The sequence below is a fragment of the Lentzea xinjiangensis genome, assembly GCF_900110955.1.
GTDB lineage: Bacteria > Actinomycetota > Actinomycetes > Mycobacteriales > Pseudonocardiaceae > Lentzea > Lentzea xinjiangensis.
In genome coordinates, this window is sequence record NZ_FOFR01000008.1 from 142834 (window position 1) to 161763 (window position 18930).

The following is an 18930-nucleotide window of genomic DNA, read 5'->3' on the forward strand; positions in this document are numbered from 1 at the left end:
TACCTTCACCGATCGTGAAGGGATGGCTGAGTCGTCGATGGAACAGATGGCCGACCGTGACGTACTTCTTTCCACCGACCGGATCGCCTCTGTTCGGCGGCTTGCCGGTGAGTACCCGCAGCGGACCGTCGCCGTCGCGAGTGCCGTGGCGCTGGCCCGCTGGGCCGATCCCTCGCTGGAGGTCGACGGGCTGGACCTCACACCCGCGACCCAGTTCGGCGATCTGCTGGTCTGGGCCGACAAGGGCCAGCGGTGGGACGTCGCCGAACGGCCCGACGGCTGGGCCATCCCGCTCCCCGGCGGCGTCGACCCCGCCGAGGCGCAGCGGGCGCTCGACGACCTGGCCGAGTTCCCGAACCGCGCCATCGGCACCATGACGTCCCAGACGCTCGACGAGCGGCTCGCGCAACTGGCCCGGTGGAACGACAACGAGCACCCGCGTGACCGGCCGAGCATCGTCGAGCTGTTCCGCGAGCAGGCCCGGCAGCGCCCGGACGCCGTCGCGATCAACGACGGCGAGCGCGCCTTCACCTACGGCGAGGTGCTCGCCCGGTCCAACCAGCTCGCCCGCCACCTGCTCGACCGCGGGCTGACCGCGGAACAGGTCGTCGCCATCTCGCTGCCGCGCTCGGCCGAGATGGTGGTGGGGCTGCTCGCCGTGCTGCAGGCCGGTGCCGCGTTCGTGCCGCTCGACCCGCAGTGGCCGGCGTCGCGCCGCGAGTCCGTGATCACCGACGCCAGGGTGGCCCTGCTCCTCGGCACCGGTGGGGAGAACGAGCCCGAGGCGGTTGCCGTCGACCTCGACGACTGGGGCTTCTCCGGCCACTCCGCCGATCCCACCGATGTCACGATCCCCGGCGCGCAGCTCGCGTACGTGATGTTCACGTCCGGCTCGACCGGCCGCCCCAAGGGCGCGATGATCCGGCACGAGGCGATCAGCGAACGCCTGCTGTGGCAGGTGCACCAGATCCTCCACTTCGGACCCGACGACGCGTCGCTGTTCAAGGCGCCGCTGTCGTTCGACATCTCCGTCAACGAGATCTTCCTGCCGCTGGTGTGCGGCGGGCGGACCGTCGTCGTGCGGTCCGGCGGCGAGCGCGACCCGCACCACCTGCTGCACACGATCGCCCGCCACCGCGTGACGTTCGTGTACCTGGTGTCGTCGATGCTCGACGTGCTGCTGAACATCGCCGGCGACGGCGAGCTGGCGAGCCTGCGGCACGTGTGGTGCGGCGGCGAGGTGCTGACCCCCGAGCTCTACGACCGGTTCCGCACGCAGCTCGACATCCCCATGTACCACGGGTACGGCCCGGCGGAGGCCACGATCGGCGTCTCGCACGTGATCTACCGCGGCGAGGCGGAGCGGCTGTCGACGTCGATCGGCAAGGCCAACCCCAACACCGACCTCTACGTGCTCGACGACCGGCTGCGGCCGTGCCCCGCCGGCGTCGGCGGCGAGCTGTACATCGGGGGGTTCCTGCTGGGCCGCGGGTACGTGAACGCGCCGGGCCTGACGGCGTCGCGGTTCGTCGCGAACCCGTTCGCCTCCGACGGCTCGCGGCTGTACCGCACCGGTGACCTGGCGCGGTTCGCGCCGGACGGTTCGCTCGACTTCCTCGGCCGCGTCGACAACCAGGTCAAGATCCGCGGCATGCGGCTCGAACTCGAGGACGTCGAGGTCGCGCTCGCCGAGCACCCCCAGGTCCGCCACACCTGCGTCGTGGTGCGGAAGAACTCCGCGGGCGGCAACTACCTCGTCGGGTACGTGGTCCCGGCGGTGGACGACCTGACCGCGGACGCCGTGAAGCGGTGGGCCACCGAGCACCTGGTCGAGTACATGGTGCCGGCGCACATCGTCGTGATGAGTGAGTTCCCGTTGACCCCCAACGGGAAGCTCGACCGCCGCGCCCTGCCGGAGCCCGTGGTGGAGACCGGGCCGGTCACCGCCGCCGCCACCGGCGACGAGGCCGTGATCTGCGCGGCGGTCGCGTCGGTGCTGCGGGTCGAGCAGGTGGGCGCCGACCAGGACTTCTTCGAGCTGGGCGGCGACAGCATCCTCGCCATCTCGCTGCTGTCCGCGCTGCGGGCCCAGGGCGTCTTCGTCACGGCCACCCAGATCTTCGTCAACCGCACGCCGCGGGCGCTGGCCGCCGTCGCCTCCCGGGACGGCGGCGCGGCGGTCGACCACGACGACGTCCCCACCGGACCGGTGGCGGGCCTGCCGATCGTGCAGTGGCTCGGCGAGACCACGGACGCGATCGACGGGTTCGTGCAGTCGGTCGTGCTCAACACCCCCGCCGACCTGACCGCGGAGGCGCTCACCCGGATCCTCGACGCGCTCGTCGAGCGGCACGACATGTTGCGCGCCAAGCTGGTCAGGGGCGAGCGGTGGTCGTTCGACGTCCTCCCCGAGGGGCGTGCGCTGTGGGAGGAGAGCGACGCGCCGCTGGAGGAGTGCGTCACGGCGGCCACCGAGGGGCTGAACCCGGACGCCGGCATCATGCTGCGGGCGGTGTGGCGCCCGCGGGCGCGACAGCTCGTCGTCGTCATCCACCACGTGGTGGTCGACGGCGTCTCGTGGCGCATCCTGTTCGACGACCTCGCCCTGGCGTGGGAGCAGGTTTCCTCCGGTGCGGCCGTCGAGCTGCGTCCCGTCGGCACGTCGTTCCGGCGCTGGACCCAGTTGCTGGAGCAGGCCGACTTCGCGGCGGACCGCTCGTACTACCAGCGGGCGCTGCCCGGTGTGGACCAGCTTCTCGGCCGGCGCGAGCTGACCGACGAGGACGTGGTCGCGAACGAACAGGTCCGCACCGTCACCGTCGGCTCCCGGGCGACGGCGGCGCTGCTCGGCGACGTGCCCGCGCTGTTCCACGCCAAGGTCAACGACGTGCTGCTGACCGGGCTCGCGGTCGCGCTGGCGAAGTGGCGGCGCGACAACGGCCAGGACCAGACGTTCGCCCACGTCGAGCTGGAGGGTCACGGCCGCGAGGGCCGGTTCGTGCCGCTCGACCCGGACCTGTCGCGCACGGTCGGCTGGTTCACCACGCTGTTCCCGGTGACCGTCGATCCGGGCGGCACCGACGACCTGGCCGCGGCGTTGAAGCGGGTGAAGGAAGACCTCGCGCGGGTGCCGAGCGGCGGTGTCTCCTACGGCGCGCTGAAGTACCTGGGCCAGGAGCGGTTCGACACTCCACGGCCGCAGGTGCTGTTCAACTACCTCGGCCGGTTCGGCGGTGGCGCCACCGGGGACTGGCAGCTCGCGGAGAACGCGGGCCAGCTCGGGGAGAAGCGCGACCCGGCCATGCGGCTGCCGCGCGCGCTGGAGTTCAACGCCTCCGCCGAACCCGGCGCCGACGGCGAGCTGGAGCTGGTCACCGTCATCTCGTGGCCGTCGGGCGTCTTCACCGACGCCGACACCGCGAAGATCGGCGAGTACTTCGTCGCCGCGCTGGAGGGACTCGCCGCCCTGGGCGAAGGCGGGCACTCCCCCAGCGACTTCGCCCTGCTGCCGCTCAGCCAGGCCGACGTCGACGCCGTCGACGGCCCGGCCCTGCGCGACGTCCTGCCGCTGACGCCGTTGCAGGAGGGCCTGTACTTCCACTCGGTCTTCGACGACGAGTCGGCCCACCGCTACGTCGAGCAGCAACTGCTGACGCTGACCGGGACCGTCGACGCCCGCAGGCTCGAAGCCGCCGCGACCCGCGTGCTGGAGCTGTTCCCGAACCTCGCCGCGCGGTTCGTCTCGCTGGCCGACGGACGGGTCGTCTCGGTGCTGGAGTCCGGGGTCCGGCCCGAGTTCTCCACAGTGGACGGTCAGGGCATGACCGACGAGGAGGTCAGGGCCTACGCGGAACAGGACCGCGCCGCCGGGTTCGACCTCGCCCGCGGTCCGCTGATGCGCTACACGCTGATCCGCCTGGCGCAGCAGGAGTACGTGCTCGTGCAGACCGTGCACCACATCATCGCGGACGGCTGGTCGGTGCCGCCGATGCTGCGCGCGCTGCTGGCCGAGTACGAGGCGCCGGGTTCGGTGCACGTCCGGGGCTCGTACGCGGACTACGTGCGCTGGCTCGTGACCGGTGACGCCCAGGAGAGCGACCGCGTCTGGGCCGCGGAGCTGGCCGAGCTGCCGGGCCCGTCGCTCGTGGCGGAGGGGCACCCGCCGTCCGAGCTGTTCGCCGACGTCGTGATCGACGCGGCGGCCGGACTGGAGGAGGCGACGCGCGCGGCCGGCGTGCCGCTGAGCGTCGCCGTGCACAGCGCGTGGGGCGTGACGCTGGGCGCGCTCCTGGGTCGCCGGGACGTCGTGTTCGGGTCGACGGTGTCCGGGCGTGACGCCGACGTGCCCGGCATCGCCGAGATGGTCGGGCTGTTCATCAACACGATCCCGGTGCGCGCCAAGTGGTCTGGTTCGACCTCCGCGCGCGAACTGCTGGCATCGGTGCGCGAGCACCAGACCGCCGTGCTGCCGCACCAGCACGTCTCGCTGACCCGCATCGGTCGCCAGGCCGCGCACGGATCGGCGTTCGACACGCTGGTGGTGTTCGACGTCGCCACCGACGTGACGTCGTTGCGGGGACCGTTCACGATCACCGAGGTCGTGAACGAGGGCGCGCCGCACTACCCGCTGACGCTGGTGGTCGAACGCGGCGGCGATGGCGCGCTGCGGTTCAACCTCATCCACGACACGACGGTCGTGCGCGAGGAAGGGGCCCGCACGATCCTGCGGGCGTTCATCGACACGCTCGACTCCTTGCTGCACGGGGAAAGCATTCCCACTCCGGAGCTGACGTCCGCGCGGGCGGCGGCCGAGGTCGAACCGGTCACGCTGGCGGAGCTGTTCGACGCCGCCGCGCGGCGCGACCCGTCGGCGCGGGCCGTGACGATGTGCCACCTCGACGGCAGCTCCGAGAGCCTGACGTACGGGATGCTGGCCGACGCCAAGAACCGCCTGGCGCGCACCCTCGTCAACGCCGGCGCCGGGCCGCGCACGCGGGTCGCGGTCGCCGTTCCGCGGTCGTTGCAGCAGGTCGTCGCGCTGGTCGCGATCGTCTCGGCCGGCGGCGCCTACGTGCCGCTGGACCTCGCCTACCCCGACGAGCGGCTGGAGTACGTGCTCGCCGACTCCGCGCCCGAGGTGGTGCTGGTCGAGCGGGAGCACCGCGAGCGCTTCGAACGCCTGCTGGCCGCGGCCGGCGTGCCCGCACGGGTGCTGGTGTGCGGCGAGGAGGTCGCGGGCGACGCCGAGCTCCCGGCGTTCGACTGGCGCAACCCGGCGTACGTGATCTACACGTCCGGGTCGACCGGCAAGCCCAAGGGTGTCGTCGTGCCGCACGCCAGCGTCGTGTCGCTGCTCGCGAACACGCAGCCGGACATGGACTTCGGGCCGGACGACGTGTGGACGCAGTTCCACTCCTACTCATTCGACTTCGCGGTCTGGGAGCTGTGGGGCGCTCTCGCGCACGGCGGCGAACTGCTCGTCCCCGACCACGGCCTGACCCGGTCGCCGGTCGACTTCCACGAGCTCGTCCGGACGCGCGGTGTCACCGTGCTCAACCAGACGCCGTCGGCGTTCTACCAGTTCATCGAGGCCGACCGGCTGAGCGAGCCGCTGCCCGCGTTGCGCCGCGTCATCTTCGGCGGCGAGGCGCTGGAGCTCTCGCGGCTGCGCGGCTGGGTCGAGCGGTACGGCACGGACCGGCCGGAGCTCGTGAACATGTACGGCATCACCGAGACCACGGTCCACGTGACGCACCGCGTGCTGGACGAGCTGGACTTCGCCTCCGGCCGCGAGGTCAGCCCGATCGGCGGCCCGATCCCCGGCCTGCGCACGTACCTGCTGGACGACTCGCTGCGCCCGGTCGCACCGGGCCAAATCGGCGCGATCTACGTGGCGGGCGCGCAGCTCGCCCTGGGCTACCACGACCGGCCGGGCCTCACCTGCGGCCGCTTCGTGGCGGACCCGTTCGCCGGGGACGGCTCGCGCATGTACAACTCGGGCGACCTCGCCCGCCGCGCGCTGGACGGCTCGCTCGAGTTCGTCGGCCGGGCCGACGACCAGGTGCAGCTCAAGGGTTTCCGGATCGAGCTGGGCGAGGTCGAGTCGGCGGTCCGCTCGATCTCCGGTGTCGTCGACGTGGCGGTCACGGTGGCGGACACCGCCGACCACCTGGTCGCGCACGTCGTGGGCACGCCCACCGCCGACATCCCGGCCGTCCTCGGCGCGAAGCTGCCCGCGCACATGGTCCCGCAGCGGGTGCTCCCGCTCGACGCGCTGCCGCTGACGGTCAACGGCAAGCTCGACCGCAAGGCGCTGGAGGAGCGCGCCCGCGCGGAGGACGCGCCGGTCGCCGCGGCGGGTGGCTCCCCGGCGCTCGACTCCCTGGTCCGCGTCTTCGCCGACGCGCTTCCGGGGTCCACTGTGGACGCCGACACCGACTTCTTCGTGGCCGGCGGGGACAGCATCATCGCGATCGGGGTGGTCAACCGCGCCCGCGCCCTGGGCGTGCGGATCGCGCCGCGCGACCTGTTCCTGCACAAGACCCCCAGGGCGCTGGCGGCGAAGTTCGCGGTCGCGCCGGCGGCGGCCCCGGTCGCGGCCGAGGCTTCGGACGGCCCCGTGGTGCCGACGCCGATCGTGCTGCGGCAGCGGGAGCTGGGCGGCGAGGTGCAGCGGTTCGCCCAGGCGCGGCAGCTCGGGTGCGGCAGCCTGGCCGCGGCCGAGCGCGCCGCGGCCGCGGTGGTGAAGGCGCACGCCGCCCTGCGGATGCGGCTGACGGTCACGCACGGCGTGTGGTCGTTCGCGATCGACCCCGACCGGCAGGCCCCCGAGGGCGACCAGGCCCCCGTCCTCCCGACGGGGTCCGGCGGTCCGCGAGCCGGTGCGGTCGCCGTCGCCTCGACCGGCGACCCCCAGCGGGCCGCCGAGGAGGCCGCGCACCGCCTGGACCCCGAGGCCGGGGTCATGGCGGCGTTCACCTGGCTCGAACACAGCCGCACCCTCGTCGCCGTGGTGCACCACTTGGCCGTGGACGCCGTCTCCTGGCTCATCCTGCTCGACGACATGGCCGCGGCCATGCGCGGCGAAGACCTCGCACCGGCCACGACGCCGTTCGGCGCCTACACCAGCGCCCTCGCCCTCGACGCCCAGTCCGGCGGCGACCTGCGCCACTGGATCGAGGTGCTCGACACCCCGTCGCTCACCCCGCGGGTCGGCGACCAGCGCGAGGTCACCGTGAACCTCTCGGCCGGCATCACCGGCCGCGTCGTGCACACCGCGCCGACGGCGCTCGGCATCGGTCTGACGGAGCTGCTGTGCGGAGCCCTGCGCACGGCGCTCACCGAGATCCAGGGCACGCCGACGGACCTGGTGGTGGAGCTCGAACGGCACGGCCGCGTGCCGGTGCTCGAACACCACGACTACACGCGCACGGTCGGCTGGTTCACCTCGATCGCGCCGGTGAAGCTCGGCCCGCACACCGATCCGGTCGAGGCGGCCCGGGAGCTGACGAGGCGCCAGCCCGACGAGCGCACCCACGTCGGCTACGGCCAGCTGCGCTACCTCAACCCGCAGACCGCGCCCGTGCTGGCCGCGCTGCCGAAGCCGCAGGTGCTGTTCAACTACCTCGGGCGGGGCAGTGAGGCGCAGGCGCTGCACGTCGACGCGGGGCACCGGCCGAGCCCGTACGCGGTCGAGGTCAACTGCTGGCTCGACACCACGACCGGCAGCCTGCGCGCGACGTTCGCGCTGAGCGAGGACGTGTCCGACGAGATCGCGGCCCGCTGGCTGCTCGCGCTGGAACGGATCGCGGACGCCTCGGTGACCGCGCGCCGCACCGCGCCGGTCTCGCCGTTGCAGCGCGGCCTGTACTTCCAGGCCGCGCTGAGCACGGCCGGGCACTACGTGGCGCAGAGCTGCTTCACGTTCGACCGGCGGCTCGACACCGCGGCGCTCGCCGCGGCCATGGCGCACGTCATCGCCCGGCACCCGGTCGTCGGCGCCGGTTTCACCGACGAGGACGGCACGCCGGTCCAGGTGCTCACACCGGGCGGCGAGGTCGAGGTCCGCACGGTGGACGTGCTGAACCAGGAGGCCGTGGAGGCGCTGCGGACCGAGGACCGGGCCACCGGGTTCGACCTCCAGCGGCCCCCGCTGGTGCGGCTCACCGTGCTGCGGCTGCCCGACGGCCGGGACTCGCTGCTGTTCAGCTACCACCTGCTGCTGTGGGACGGCTGGTCGCGCGAGATCGTGCTGCGCGACCTGTTCGACGCGTACCGGGCGGTCGTGGCGGGCGAGCCGCTCGACTCCTCCCCCGCCACGCCGAGCTTCGAGAGCTACACCCGTGCGCTCGCGGCGAAGGACACCGAGGCCGCGCGCCGGTTCTGGGCGCGCTACCTCGCGGACCTGCCCGGCCCGACGCTGCTCGGTGACGGGTCCGCCTCGGACGCGCTGCCGACCAAGATCGTGCGGACGCTGTCCGAGGAGGCCTCCGCCCGCGTCCGCGAGGCGGCCGGCAGGCACGGGGTGACGCTGAACTCGGTCGTCACCGGCGCGCTCGGGCTGCTGCTGGGCAGCGAGACCGGCCGCGGGGACGCGGTCTTCGGCATCACGGTCTCCGGGCGCGAGGAGGCGGGCACCGAGAACATCGTCGGCGTGCTGCTCAACACCGTGCCGATGAGGGTCTCGGCACGGCCCCACGACACCGCCGCGGCGTTCCTGGCGGCCGTGCAGGCCTCCCGGGTCGACGCGATGGAGCACGAGCACCTCGGGCTCGGCGAGATCCAGCGCGCGAGCGGCCACGACCAGCTCTTCGACAACCTGTTCGTGCTGCAGAACTTCCTCGGCGACGACACGTTCGACGAGTTCAACGCGGCGAACGGGATCGTCGGCCACGAGTCGGAGGACTCGACGCACTACCCGTTCACCTGGGTCGTGACGCCGGGCAGGCAGCTCACGGTCAAGCTGGAGTACCGGCCGGAGGTCACCGACCCGGCGCTGGCCGAACGGCTCTTCGAGAACTACCTGCGGCTGCTCGACGACCTGTCGACGGCGCAGGGACCTCTCGGCGCGCTGCGCGGCACCGGCCCGCGGCCGGAGCTCAACCCCGCCAACGACTTCGGCGACCGGACCGTCGTGGACCTCTTCGACGTCGCGGCCGATCGCAACCCCGACCGGATCGCGTTGGTCGCGCACGGCGACACGATGACGTTCGCGCAACTGCGCGACCGGAGCCGGCACCTGGCGGGTGTGCTGTCCGGCAAGGGCATCGGCGTGGAGACGTCGGTCGCCATCGCGGTGCCGCGCTCGCTGGACTGGGTCGTCGCGCTGTTCGGGATCCTGCGCTGCGGCGCGGCGTACGTGCCGCTGGAGCTCGACCACCCGGACGAGCGGATCGCCGCGATCATCGCGGACGCCCGGCCGTCGCTGACCATCACGACCAGCGCCGTCGCGCCCCGGATCTCCGGCGAGCTGTTCGCGCTCGACGAGCCGTGGCCCGACGCCGAGCCGGTGACCACGTTCGCGCCGGACGACCCGGACCGGCTCAGGCACGCGGCCTACACCATCTACACCTCCGGTTCGACCGGCAAGCCCAAGGGCGTGGTGACCGAGTACGCGGGCCTCACCAACATGCTGGTCAACCACCAGCGGCGGATCTTCGAGCCGGTGCTGGCCGAGCACGGGCACCGGACGTTCCGGATCGCGCACACCGTGTCGTTCGCCTTCGACATGTCGTGGGAGGAGCTGCTCTGGCTCGCCGACGGCCACGAGGTGCACATCTGCGACGAGGAGCTGCGCCGCGACGCGACCGGGCTGGTCGAGTACTGCCTGGAGCACGAGGTCGACGTCATCAACGTGACGCCGACCTACGCGCAGCAGCTCGTGGCCGAGGGGTTGCTGGGCGGCGAGCACAAGCCGGCGCTGGTGCTGCTGGGCGGCGAGGCGGTGACGCCGGCGCTGTGGCAGCTACTGGCCGACACCCCCGGCACGATCGGCTACAACCTCTACGGCCCGACGGAGTACACGATCAACACGCTGGGCGTCGGCACGTTCGACTGCGTGGACCCGGTGGTCGGCGTGGCGATCGACAACACCGACGTCTACGTGCTCGACCCGTGGCTGCGGCACGTGCCGGACGGGGTGGCGGGCGAGCTCTACGTGTCGGGTGTCGGCATCGCGCGCGGGTACCTCGGCCAGCCGGGGCAGTCCGCCGAGCGGTTCGTGGCGTGCCCGTGGGTGCCCGGCGAGCGGATGTACCGGACGGGCGACCTGGTGATCCGCCGTCCCGACGGCAACCTGCTCTACCTGGGCCGCACCGACAAGCAGGTCAAGATCCGCGGGCACCGCGTGGAGCTGGGCGAGGTCGAGGCGCGGTTCGCCGCGCACCCGGACGTGCGGTTCGTCGCGGCCGTCGCGCAGGCCGACCCCCAGGTCGACGGCGCGCACCGGCTCGCCGCCTACCTCGTCCTCCGCGACGGCGCCGACATCCCGTCGGTCGCGGCCGAGGTCGGCGCCGGCCTGCCGGACTACCTGCGCCCCACGCACTACGCCGCCGTCGACGCGATCCCGCTCACGGTCAACGGCAAGGCCGACACCGCGGCCTTGCCCGCGGCCCGTCCGCTCGGCACCCTGGTGGGCGAGGTCGCCGACCGGGAGCTGACCGAGACCGAGGTCGTCGTCCGGGAGATGTTCGCGGAGGCGCTCGACCTCGACGAGGACGAGGTGGGCATGACGAGCGGGTTCACCGACCTGGGCGGGCACTCCATGCTCGCGGTGCGGTTGGTCGGCCTGCTCCGCCGCGAGTTCGGTCCCGTGGTCACGATCCGCGACCTGCTGTCCCTCTCCACCCCCGAAGCGATTGCGCGCCACGTTGACGAACACTGAAGTCCGCTCCGGCAGGGAGATCCTGCGAACCGCCCTGCGCCGCAACCTCGGCGCCATGACGTCCGGGACCCTGCTGATGGGGTCCTACCAGGCCGCCGAGACCGCCGTGCCGATCCTGCTCGGCGTGATCGTCGAGTACGCCCTGCGCGGTGGCAGGCTCAGCTCGCTGGGTCTCGCGCTGCTGGCGCTGGGCCTCGTCATGGCGACGGTGTCGTACTCGTGGCGCTTCGGCATGCGGATCCTGCAGAAGGCGAACACGACGGAGGCGCACCGGTGGCGGGTCGCGGTCGCCGACCGCGGCCTGCAGCCGGTCGCGCGCGAGGTCGACCTCAAGTCCGGCGAGGTGCTCACCATCGCCACCGAGGACGCCGACCAGACCGCGGACATCATCGAGGTGGTGCCGCTGCTGATCAGCTCGCTGGTGTCGGTGGTCATCACCGGCGTCGTGCTGGCGGTGATCAGCGTGCCGCTCGGTGTGCTGGTGTTCGCCGGCACGGTGGCGATCCTGAGCGTGCTCAGCGTGATGTCCCGCCGGATCGGCGCGAACACGCAGGTGCAGCAGGCGAAGGTCGCGCGGGCCGGTGCGAAGGTGTCCGACCTGATCGCCGGGCTGCGGCCGTTGCACGGCTTCGGCGGCAGCTACGCGGCGTTCCAGGCGTACCGGCGGGTGAGCACGGAGGCGAAGAAGCAGTCGATCGTCGTGGCACGGGTCAACGGCGTCTACGCGGGCACGGCGCTCGCGCTGAACTCGTTGCTCGCGGCGGCGGTGACGCTGTGGGCTGGCCTGCTGACGTTCCAGGGCCAGATCTCCATCGGCCAGCTCGTGATGGTGGTCGGCCTGGCCCAGTTCCTCATCGAGCCGCTGAAGATGTTCTCCGAGATGCCGAAGTACGTGATGATCGCCAGGGCTTCCGCAGAGCGGATGGCGTTGGTCCTGGCCGCGCCCCCGGTGATGGAGCCCGGTGCCGGGGAACCGGCACCGGGCAGCGGCCTCGAGGTCTCGGGGGTCACGCACGGATCGTTGCGGGACCTGACGTTCTCGGTGCGGCCCGGCGAGTTCGTGGCCATCGCGGCGTACCAGCCGCAGGCCGCGGCCGAGCTGGCGGCGCTGCTGTCGGTCGAGGTGCCGCCGGCGTCGTACGAGGGCGTCGTGCGCGTGGGCGGGCAGGAGGTCGCCTCGCTGGCGATCGAGGCCCTGCGGCGTTGCCTGCTGGTCAACCCGTCGCACCACGAGGTGTTCGCGGGCACGTTGCGGGAGAACGTCGACCCGTCCGGTTCCAGCACCCTGGTGGAGGAAGCGGTGAAGGCCGCGATGCTGACCGATGTCGTCGCCCTGCACTCCGAGGGCCTCGACTACGCCGTGCGCGACCGGGGCGCGAACCTCTCCGGCGGCCAGCGGCAACGGCTGTCGCTGGCTCGCGCGCTGGCCGCCGACGCCGAGATCCTGGTGCTGCACGACCCGACCACGGCGGTGGACGCGGTGACCGAACAGCTCATCGCGCACAACATCACGGCGCTGCGCCGTGGCCGCACCACCGTCGTGATCACCAGCAGCCCGGCGTTGCTCGACGTGGCCGATCGCGTGATCGTGCTCGACGACGGCCGGGTCACCTCCGAGGGCACGCACCGCGACCTGCTCGGCCGCGACTCCGGCTACCAGCTGGCGGTGGCGCGATGACCGGCCCGATCGCGGTTCCCTCCGGCGACGGGTACCGGACGACGTTCCACTGGCGCGGCGGCCCCGCGTCGGTGCGGTTCGAGAGCGTGCTGGAACCGGTCGAGCTGCGGGCACAGGACGACTTCTGGTGCGCCGAGGTGGAGATGCCGCCCCGGTTGCGCGTGACGTACCACTTCTTCGACGGCGAGGAGCACGCCGACCCGGCCAACCCCGAGGGGGCGGGCCCGAACCGCTCGATCTTCGCCACGCCGGACCTCGGGCCGCAGCCGCACTGGCCGGTCGTCGGCCCGGACGAGGTGCCGGACGTGCCGTCGCTGCGCATCCGGTGGACCGGGGCGTTGGGGCGCAAGACGGTTCGGGTGCACCAGGGCGGCGAGCCGGTCGTGCTGCTGCTCGACGGCGACGACTGGATGTACGCGCATCCCGCGGTCACCGCCTTCGACTCGGCGGTGAAGAACGGTGAGATGCCCGCCGCCACGCTCGTTTTCGTGCCCACGCCTCGTGATCGCGACACCGAGTACGGCTCTTCCGCGCTGTGGCAGGCGATCCGGGACGAGCTGCTGCCGTTGCTCGACTCGAACGGCGTCGCGGTGGACCCCGCCCGGTTCGTGGTCGCGGGGCAGAGCCTCGGCGGGCTCAGCGCGTTCCGGGCCGCGCTGGACTTCCCCCGCCTGGTGTCGCGGGTCGCCTGCCAGTCCGGTTCCTTCTGGTACGCCGGGGATCTGCCCGAGCACGGACTCTCGCTCGACGGTCCGGCCGGTGGCGACATCGCGGCACGGCTGCGCGATCAGCCGGACCTGTCCGGCCTGCGCGTCGCGTTCGACGCCGGCGAGCACGAGCCGCGGATGCACCGGCATTGCGAGGTCGTGGAGGAGCTGACGGCGGCGGCGGGCGCGACCGTGCGGGTGAACCGCTCCCCGGCCGGGCACGACCGCGTGGGCTGGCGGCACGCGTTGCTGCGCGATGTCGCGTGGTTGCTCTCCGACCTCTGAGACGCTTCCTCCGTGCGTGTTCCTGGCCGTCGTTCAGCCCAACGGCCACACCTCCACCACTCCGTGAGCGACCGCGCACGGGGTGTTCCGGACGAGTTCGACGGCGTCCTCCAGCGACGCGGCCCCGACGACCGCGGAGCCCGCGACCGGGAGGTCGGCGCGGAGGAAGGCGCCGTCCTCCACCGTCGTCCCGGCGTTGCCGTGGTTGCGCACCCGCACGGGCGCGCCCACCTCGGCTCCGGCTTCCCGCAGCCGCCGGTCGCGGGCGTGCGCCGCGTCGAGCACGGCCGGGTCCGCCCGGTCGTACCCGTCGCGGCCGCCGTACCCGATGGTCACGAACCTCATCGCCGAACCTCCTCGTCCGGAACCCTTCGGCAGCACCGACCTGGGCGCGGCCGGGAACTCATCGGCGCGTTCATCGAGTGTTCACCTCACGATTGCGACGACCCGCCCTGAAACGGCGTCGAAGTGCCGAAAGATCTGTTCCCTGACAGGTGTTTCCAGCAGAGGTGGACAGTGAAGAGAACGCTCGGCATCGGTCTCGCGGCAGTGCTCCTGGTGGGCGTCGTGACGGCCGTCGTCCTGGGTCAGGACGAGGACGAACCGGCCCGGCTGCGGACGGTGCGCGGCGTGACCGGTTCGGAGAAGCTCGCCTTCTTCGCCGACCAGCGGGTCAAGGACGTGTTCGCGAAGCACGGGCTGGAGGTCCGGGTGGACCCGGCCGGCTCGCGCCAGATCGCGACGGCGACCGACCTGGGCCCGTACGACTTCGCGTTCCCGTCGAGCGCGCCCGCGGCCGAGAAGATCCAGCGCGACCGCAAGGCGGCGCGGACCTACGCGCCGTTCTCGTCGCCGATGGTCGTGGCCACGTTCGACCCGATCGTCGACCTGCTGACCAAGGCCGGCGTGGTCAAGCCGGGACCGGGTTACCCGACCTTCGACGTGCGGGCGTACCTGGACCTCGCGGCCAAGGGCACGCGGTGGGACCAGCTACCGGGCAACACCTCCTACCCCGCGCGCAAGAACCTGCTCGTCACCACCACCGACCCGCGTGACTCGAACTCCGCGGCGATGTACCTCGCGATCACGTCGTTCGTCGCGAACGGCGGGGTGGTCTCCTCGCCGGACGGCGAGGCCAAGGTCCTGCCCGCGGTGTCGAAGCTGTTCCTGGACCAGGGGTACACGCAGAGCAGCACCGAGGGACCGTTCGAGGACTACCTGTCCGCGGGAATGGGCAAGACGCCGCTGGTGCTCGCCTACGAGGCGCAGTTCGCCGACCGCGTGGTGCGGGGCGACTCGACCATCCGGCCGGACATGAAGCTGCTCTACCCGGCGCCGACGGTGCTCTCCAAGCACACGCTGGTGCCGTTGCGCGAGGCGGGGGACGAGGTCGGGCGGCTGCTCAGCGGTGACGCCGAGCTCGGCAGGCTCGCCGCGACGTTCGGGTTCCGCACCGCCGACCCCCGGCACTTCGCCGACGTCGTGGAGGAGAAGAACCTGACCGTGCCGCAGACGGTCGTGGACGTCGTCGAACCGCCCGCCCACGAGACCCTGGAGCGGATGCTCGAGGCGATCGCGAAGCAGTACTGACGTGACCGACTTCGTGCTGACACCACCGGACCCGGTCGAGCCCGTGCCGGCCGACCGCGCCGCGGGGCTGATCCCCGTCGCCGACGACACCAGGACCGAGCTGGCGGCCAGGGCGGCCGCGTTCGTCGACGCGCTCGCGGCCGCCGACCCGCGGTCACCGGACTTCAGCCGCCTCGCCGACGAGGCACTGGTCCTCGGCGAGGCGGAGATGCGGGTGGCGGCGCAGATCGCGGGCCGGTTGCTCGACCGCGCGCTCGCGTCCGCCTCGTCACCGCACGGCGCGCAGATGTCGACGAGCCTCGCCGAGCTGCGGCGGTCGGTGCGGGAGCTGGACCCGCAGGACCTGACCAAGGCGACCGGCCGCAAGGTCCTCGGCTTCCTCCCCGGCGGCAACGCGGCGCGCGGGGTGCTGGCGCGGTTGCGCGCGGCGGACGAGCCGGTCAACCGGATCGTGTTGAGGCTGCGGTCCGGCCAGGACGCGCTCAAGCGCGACAACGCCGCCATCAAGGGCGAACGGCAGCGGTTGTGGGAGCTGATGACCGAGCTGTCGCGCCACGCCGCGCTCGCCGCCGAGATGGACGAGGCGGTCCAGCGGCAGGTGTCGATCCTCGACCTGTCCGATCCGGCCCGTGCCCGGGCGTTGCGCGCGGACGTGCTCTTCGGGCTGCGCCAACGCCACCAGGACCTGCTGACCCAGCTCGCCGTGTGCGCGCAGGGGTACCTGGCGCTGGACGTGGTGCGCCGCAACAACGACGAGCTGGTCAAGGGCGTGGAACGGGCGGTCACCACGACCGTCGCGGCACTGCGGATCGGCGTGGCCGTCGCAGCGGCGCTCGCGGGCCAGCGCGAGGTGATCGACCAGGTGGACGCCGTGCGCGGGCTCACCGACTCGATCCTGCGCTCGAACGCGGCGCTGTTGTCCACGCAGGGCCAGGACGTGCAGCGCATCGCGGCGACACCCGCCGTCGGCGTCGAGGCGGTGCGGACCTCGTTCGACCGGATCTACGCGGCGATCGACGCGATCGACACGTTCAAGGCGCGCGCCGCCGACTCCCTGTCCAGCACCGTGTCCGCGCTGGACACCGAGATCCGGCGCGCCCACGACCACCTGAACCGGGTGCGGGAGCAGACGTGACCGGGGACCTCCGGTCCGGACGTGGCCGCGAACAGCGTCCACCGGCCGCCACCACGCACCGCACGAGCCACCAGACCGAGAGCCAGCAGGGCGACTCCCAGGAGCCAGCATGATCCGCCGCCTCGTCCCGGTAGTCGCCGCCGCGGCGCTGCTCGCGGGATGTTCCGACGAAGCCGACCCGGCCAGACCGGTCGGCGACCCCGAGCCGGGCGTTCTGCGCGTCCTCGCCGGCAGTGAGCTCGCCGACCTGCAACCCGTCCTCGACGAGGCCGCCAAGGCCACCGGCGTCAGCGTGAAGCTCAGCTTCACCGGCACCGTCGAGGGCGCCGAGAAGGTCGCGAGCGGCGCCGCCGAACAGGGCTTCGACGCCGTCTGGTTCTCCTCCAACCGCTACCTCGAACTGGTGCCGGAGGCCCAGAAGCGGCTCGGCACCCCGGCGAAGGTGATGTCCTCCCCCGTCGTGCTGGGCCTGCCCGACGCGAAGGTGCGCGAGCTGGGCTGGGCGGGCAGGCGCGTCGGCTGGGCCGAGATCGCCGAAGCCGCCGGCGCGCGGAAGTTCACCTACGGCATGACCGACCCGTCCGCCTCCAACTCCGGGTTCTCCGCGCTGGTCGGTGTGGCGGCGGCGTTGTCGGGCTCGGGTTCCGCGCTCGACGCGGCGCGCGTCAACGCGGTCGCGCCGCAGCTCGAGCAGTTCTTCTCCGCCCAGACGCTGTCCGCCGGTTCGTCCGGCTGGCTGTCCGAGGCCTACGCGCGCCGCGCCGGAGGCACCGACCCCGGCGCCGGGGTGGACGGCCTGATCAACTACGAGTCGGTCCTGCTGTCGCTCAACGCGACGCTGCCCGCGCCGTTGACGCTGATCTACCCGAGCGACGGCGTGGTGACCGCCGACTACCCGCTCACCCTGCTCACCTCCGCCGGCGAGGAGGCCCGCGAGGCGCACCGCAAGCTCTCGGACCACCTGAGGAACGCCGACGTCCAACGCAAGATCATGGACACCACGCACCGCCGCCCGGCCCTGCCGCAGGTGCAGCCGGACGCGAAGTTCACCGTGCGGGACCTCGTGGAACTGCCCTTCCCCGGCAGTCAGTCCGCTGTGGACGGTCTGATCACGACGTACTTCGACCGGCTCCGCCGCCCGTCCCGCACGCTCTACGTGCTCGACACGTCCGGTTCGATGCAGGGCGACCGCATCGAGGGCCTGCGCCAGGCCCTGGTCGGGCTGACGGGGGCGGACGAGTCGCTCGCCGGGAAGTTCAGCCGGTTCCACGGCCGCGAGCAGGTGACGCTGCTGCCGTTCAGCAGCTCCGCCCGCCCCGCGCTCAAGTACGAGGTGCCGCAGGACGACCCGCGCCCGGTCCTCGACCGGATCCGCACCACGGCCACCTCGCTGGACGCGGCCGGCGGCACGGCCATCTACAGCAGCCTGCGCGGCGGGTACGACGTGCTGCGCGAGCAGATCAACGCCGACCCGGACCGGTTCACGTCGATCGTGCTGATGACCGACGGCGAGAACACCGGCAGCGAGGGCTTCGCCGACTTCCAGCGCTTCCACACCACCCTGCCGCAGGACCTCAAGGGCATCCCGATCTTCCCGGTGCTGTTCGGCGAGAGCGCGACGACCGAGATGGACCAGGTCGCGAAGATGAGCGGCGGCAAGGTTTTCGACGCCCGCAGCCGCTCGCTCTCGGCCGCCTTCAAGGAGATCCGTGGCTACCAGTGACCCGGTGCCGCGCTACCTCGCGTCCTGGAAGAACCTCGCCGGCTGCGCCGGCGGGCTGATCGGCCTCGCCCTGCACTTCGCCGGGCTCGCGGGCTCCTACTGGATCCTGGTGGTCATCGGCCTGTACGGCGTGGGCGCCCTGGCCGCCCCGCCCGAGCGGATCACCCTGGTGACCGATCCCGAGGAGGAGGCAGGCCGGCTGCGGTCGGAGCTGGACTCGCTCGTGGACCGGGTGCGCGGCTTCGGCGGCCGCGTGCCCGGCGAGGTCGCGCCGAAACTGGGTGAGATCGCCGAGGTGCTGCGCGGCATGCTGGACCGCCCCCGCGAGCTGCGCGCCGACCCCGACGCCCTGCACGCCGTCACCAGGCTGGTGGGCACGGACCTGCCGCTGTCGGTGCAGACCTACCTGAACCTGCCGTGGTGGTACGCCGCCGCGCGCGGCTCCGGCCCGGAACTGGTGCGACAGCTCGACCTGCTGCACGCCGACGCGGTGCGGGTCGCGGAACGGTTCCACGCGGCGGACGCGCAGCGCCAGGCCGACCACACCCGCTACCTGGAGGACCGGGGCTGACGCCGCCCGCGCTCCCGTGAGCGCGGGTTCCGCGAACCGTTGGGCTGGTCGGGGCCGCGTGCACGCCCGTTCGGCGGCGCAAGGGTGGTGGCCCGGTTCAGCCTGGGGGACCAGTCCGGGCCACCGGTCTTGCGAATTAGGTGGCCGACGTGCGTGGTGACTTGCACACGCCGGCCGGGTTCTTGGGGGAACCGGACCCGGCAACTGCGCCGACCCCTTGGTCCGGGAGCCGGGCCCGGCGGCGCAGGTACCGGATCTGGGTACAAAGGTGTCAGGGGAGGTGCACAGATTCTGCCCAGGCCGCGCACAGGCGGTCAGGCGGTGCGCGAGGATGGCTGTCCCGACCGGTCCGGAACATC

8 protein-coding genes are annotated in these 18930 nt (G+C 72.6%); 7 read left to right on the forward strand and 1 reads right to left on the reverse strand.

The features are described 5' to 3' along the window. Window positions 1–22: 22 nt before the first annotated feature. Genes BMW88_RS19125 through BMW88_RS19135 form a run of 3 tightly spaced genes read left to right on the forward strand, consistent with a single transcriptional unit; the run spans window position 23 to window position 13552 of the window. A complete protein-coding gene (locus tag BMW88_RS19125; protein ID WP_218148127.1) occupies window positions 23–10882 on the forward strand; it encodes a non-ribosomal peptide synthetase in 10860 nt (3619 codons plus the stop codon). Further along, the gene (locus BMW88_RS19130; RefSeq protein ID WP_218148128.1) at window positions 10869–12560 is read left to right on the forward strand and encodes an ABC transporter ATP-binding protein; all 1692 of its coding nucleotides are present in this window, start codon (window positions 10869–10871) and stop codon (window positions 12558–12560) included. Before BMW88_RS19125 ends, BMW88_RS19130 begins: the two co-directional genes overlap by 14 nt. After that, window positions 12557–13552, forward strand: coding sequence for an alpha/beta hydrolase-fold protein (locus tag BMW88_RS19135; protein WP_089952422.1), 996 nt, complete (start codon window positions 12557–12559; stop codon window positions 13550–13552). The genes BMW88_RS19130 and BMW88_RS19135 overlap by 4 nt, the downstream gene beginning before the upstream one ends. A 33-nt stretch (window positions 13553–13585) precedes the next feature. Here BMW88_RS19135 and BMW88_RS19140 read toward each other — a convergent pair whose 3' ends face one another. Further along, on the reverse strand, window positions 13586–13897 hold the full coding sequence (locus tag BMW88_RS19140; protein ID WP_089952424.1) for a YciI family protein: 312 nt from the start codon (window positions 13895–13897) through the stop codon (window positions 13586–13588). A gap of 171 nt (window positions 13898–14068) precedes the next feature. Here BMW88_RS19140 and BMW88_RS19145 point away from each other — a divergent pair, with 171 nt between their 5' ends. The 4 genes from BMW88_RS19145 (at window position 14069) to BMW88_RS19160 (ending at window position 18571) form a co-directional block, all read left to right on the forward strand. Next, on the forward strand, window positions 14069–15142 hold the full coding sequence (locus tag BMW88_RS19145; protein WP_089952426.1) for a hypothetical protein: 1074 nt from the start codon (window positions 14069–14071) through the stop codon (window positions 15140–15142). Window position 15143: 1 nt separating this feature from the next. Further along, window positions 15144–16277, forward strand: a complete 1134-nt coding sequence (locus BMW88_RS19150) for a toxic anion resistance protein (RefSeq protein WP_089952428.1) — start codon at window positions 15144–15146, stop codon at window positions 16275–16277. Window positions 16278–16386: 109 nt separating this feature from the next. Beyond that, window positions 16387–18000, forward strand: a complete 1614-nt coding sequence (locus BMW88_RS19155) for a VWA domain-containing protein (protein WP_177221188.1) — start codon at window positions 16387–16389, stop codon at window positions 17998–18000. Further along, window positions 17987–18571, forward strand: a complete 585-nt coding sequence (locus BMW88_RS19160; RefSeq protein WP_245777910.1) for a hypothetical protein — start codon at window positions 17987–17989, stop codon at window positions 18569–18571. Before BMW88_RS19155 ends, BMW88_RS19160 begins: the two co-directional genes overlap by 14 nt. The last annotated feature ends 359 nt before the right edge of the window (window positions 18572–18930 follow it).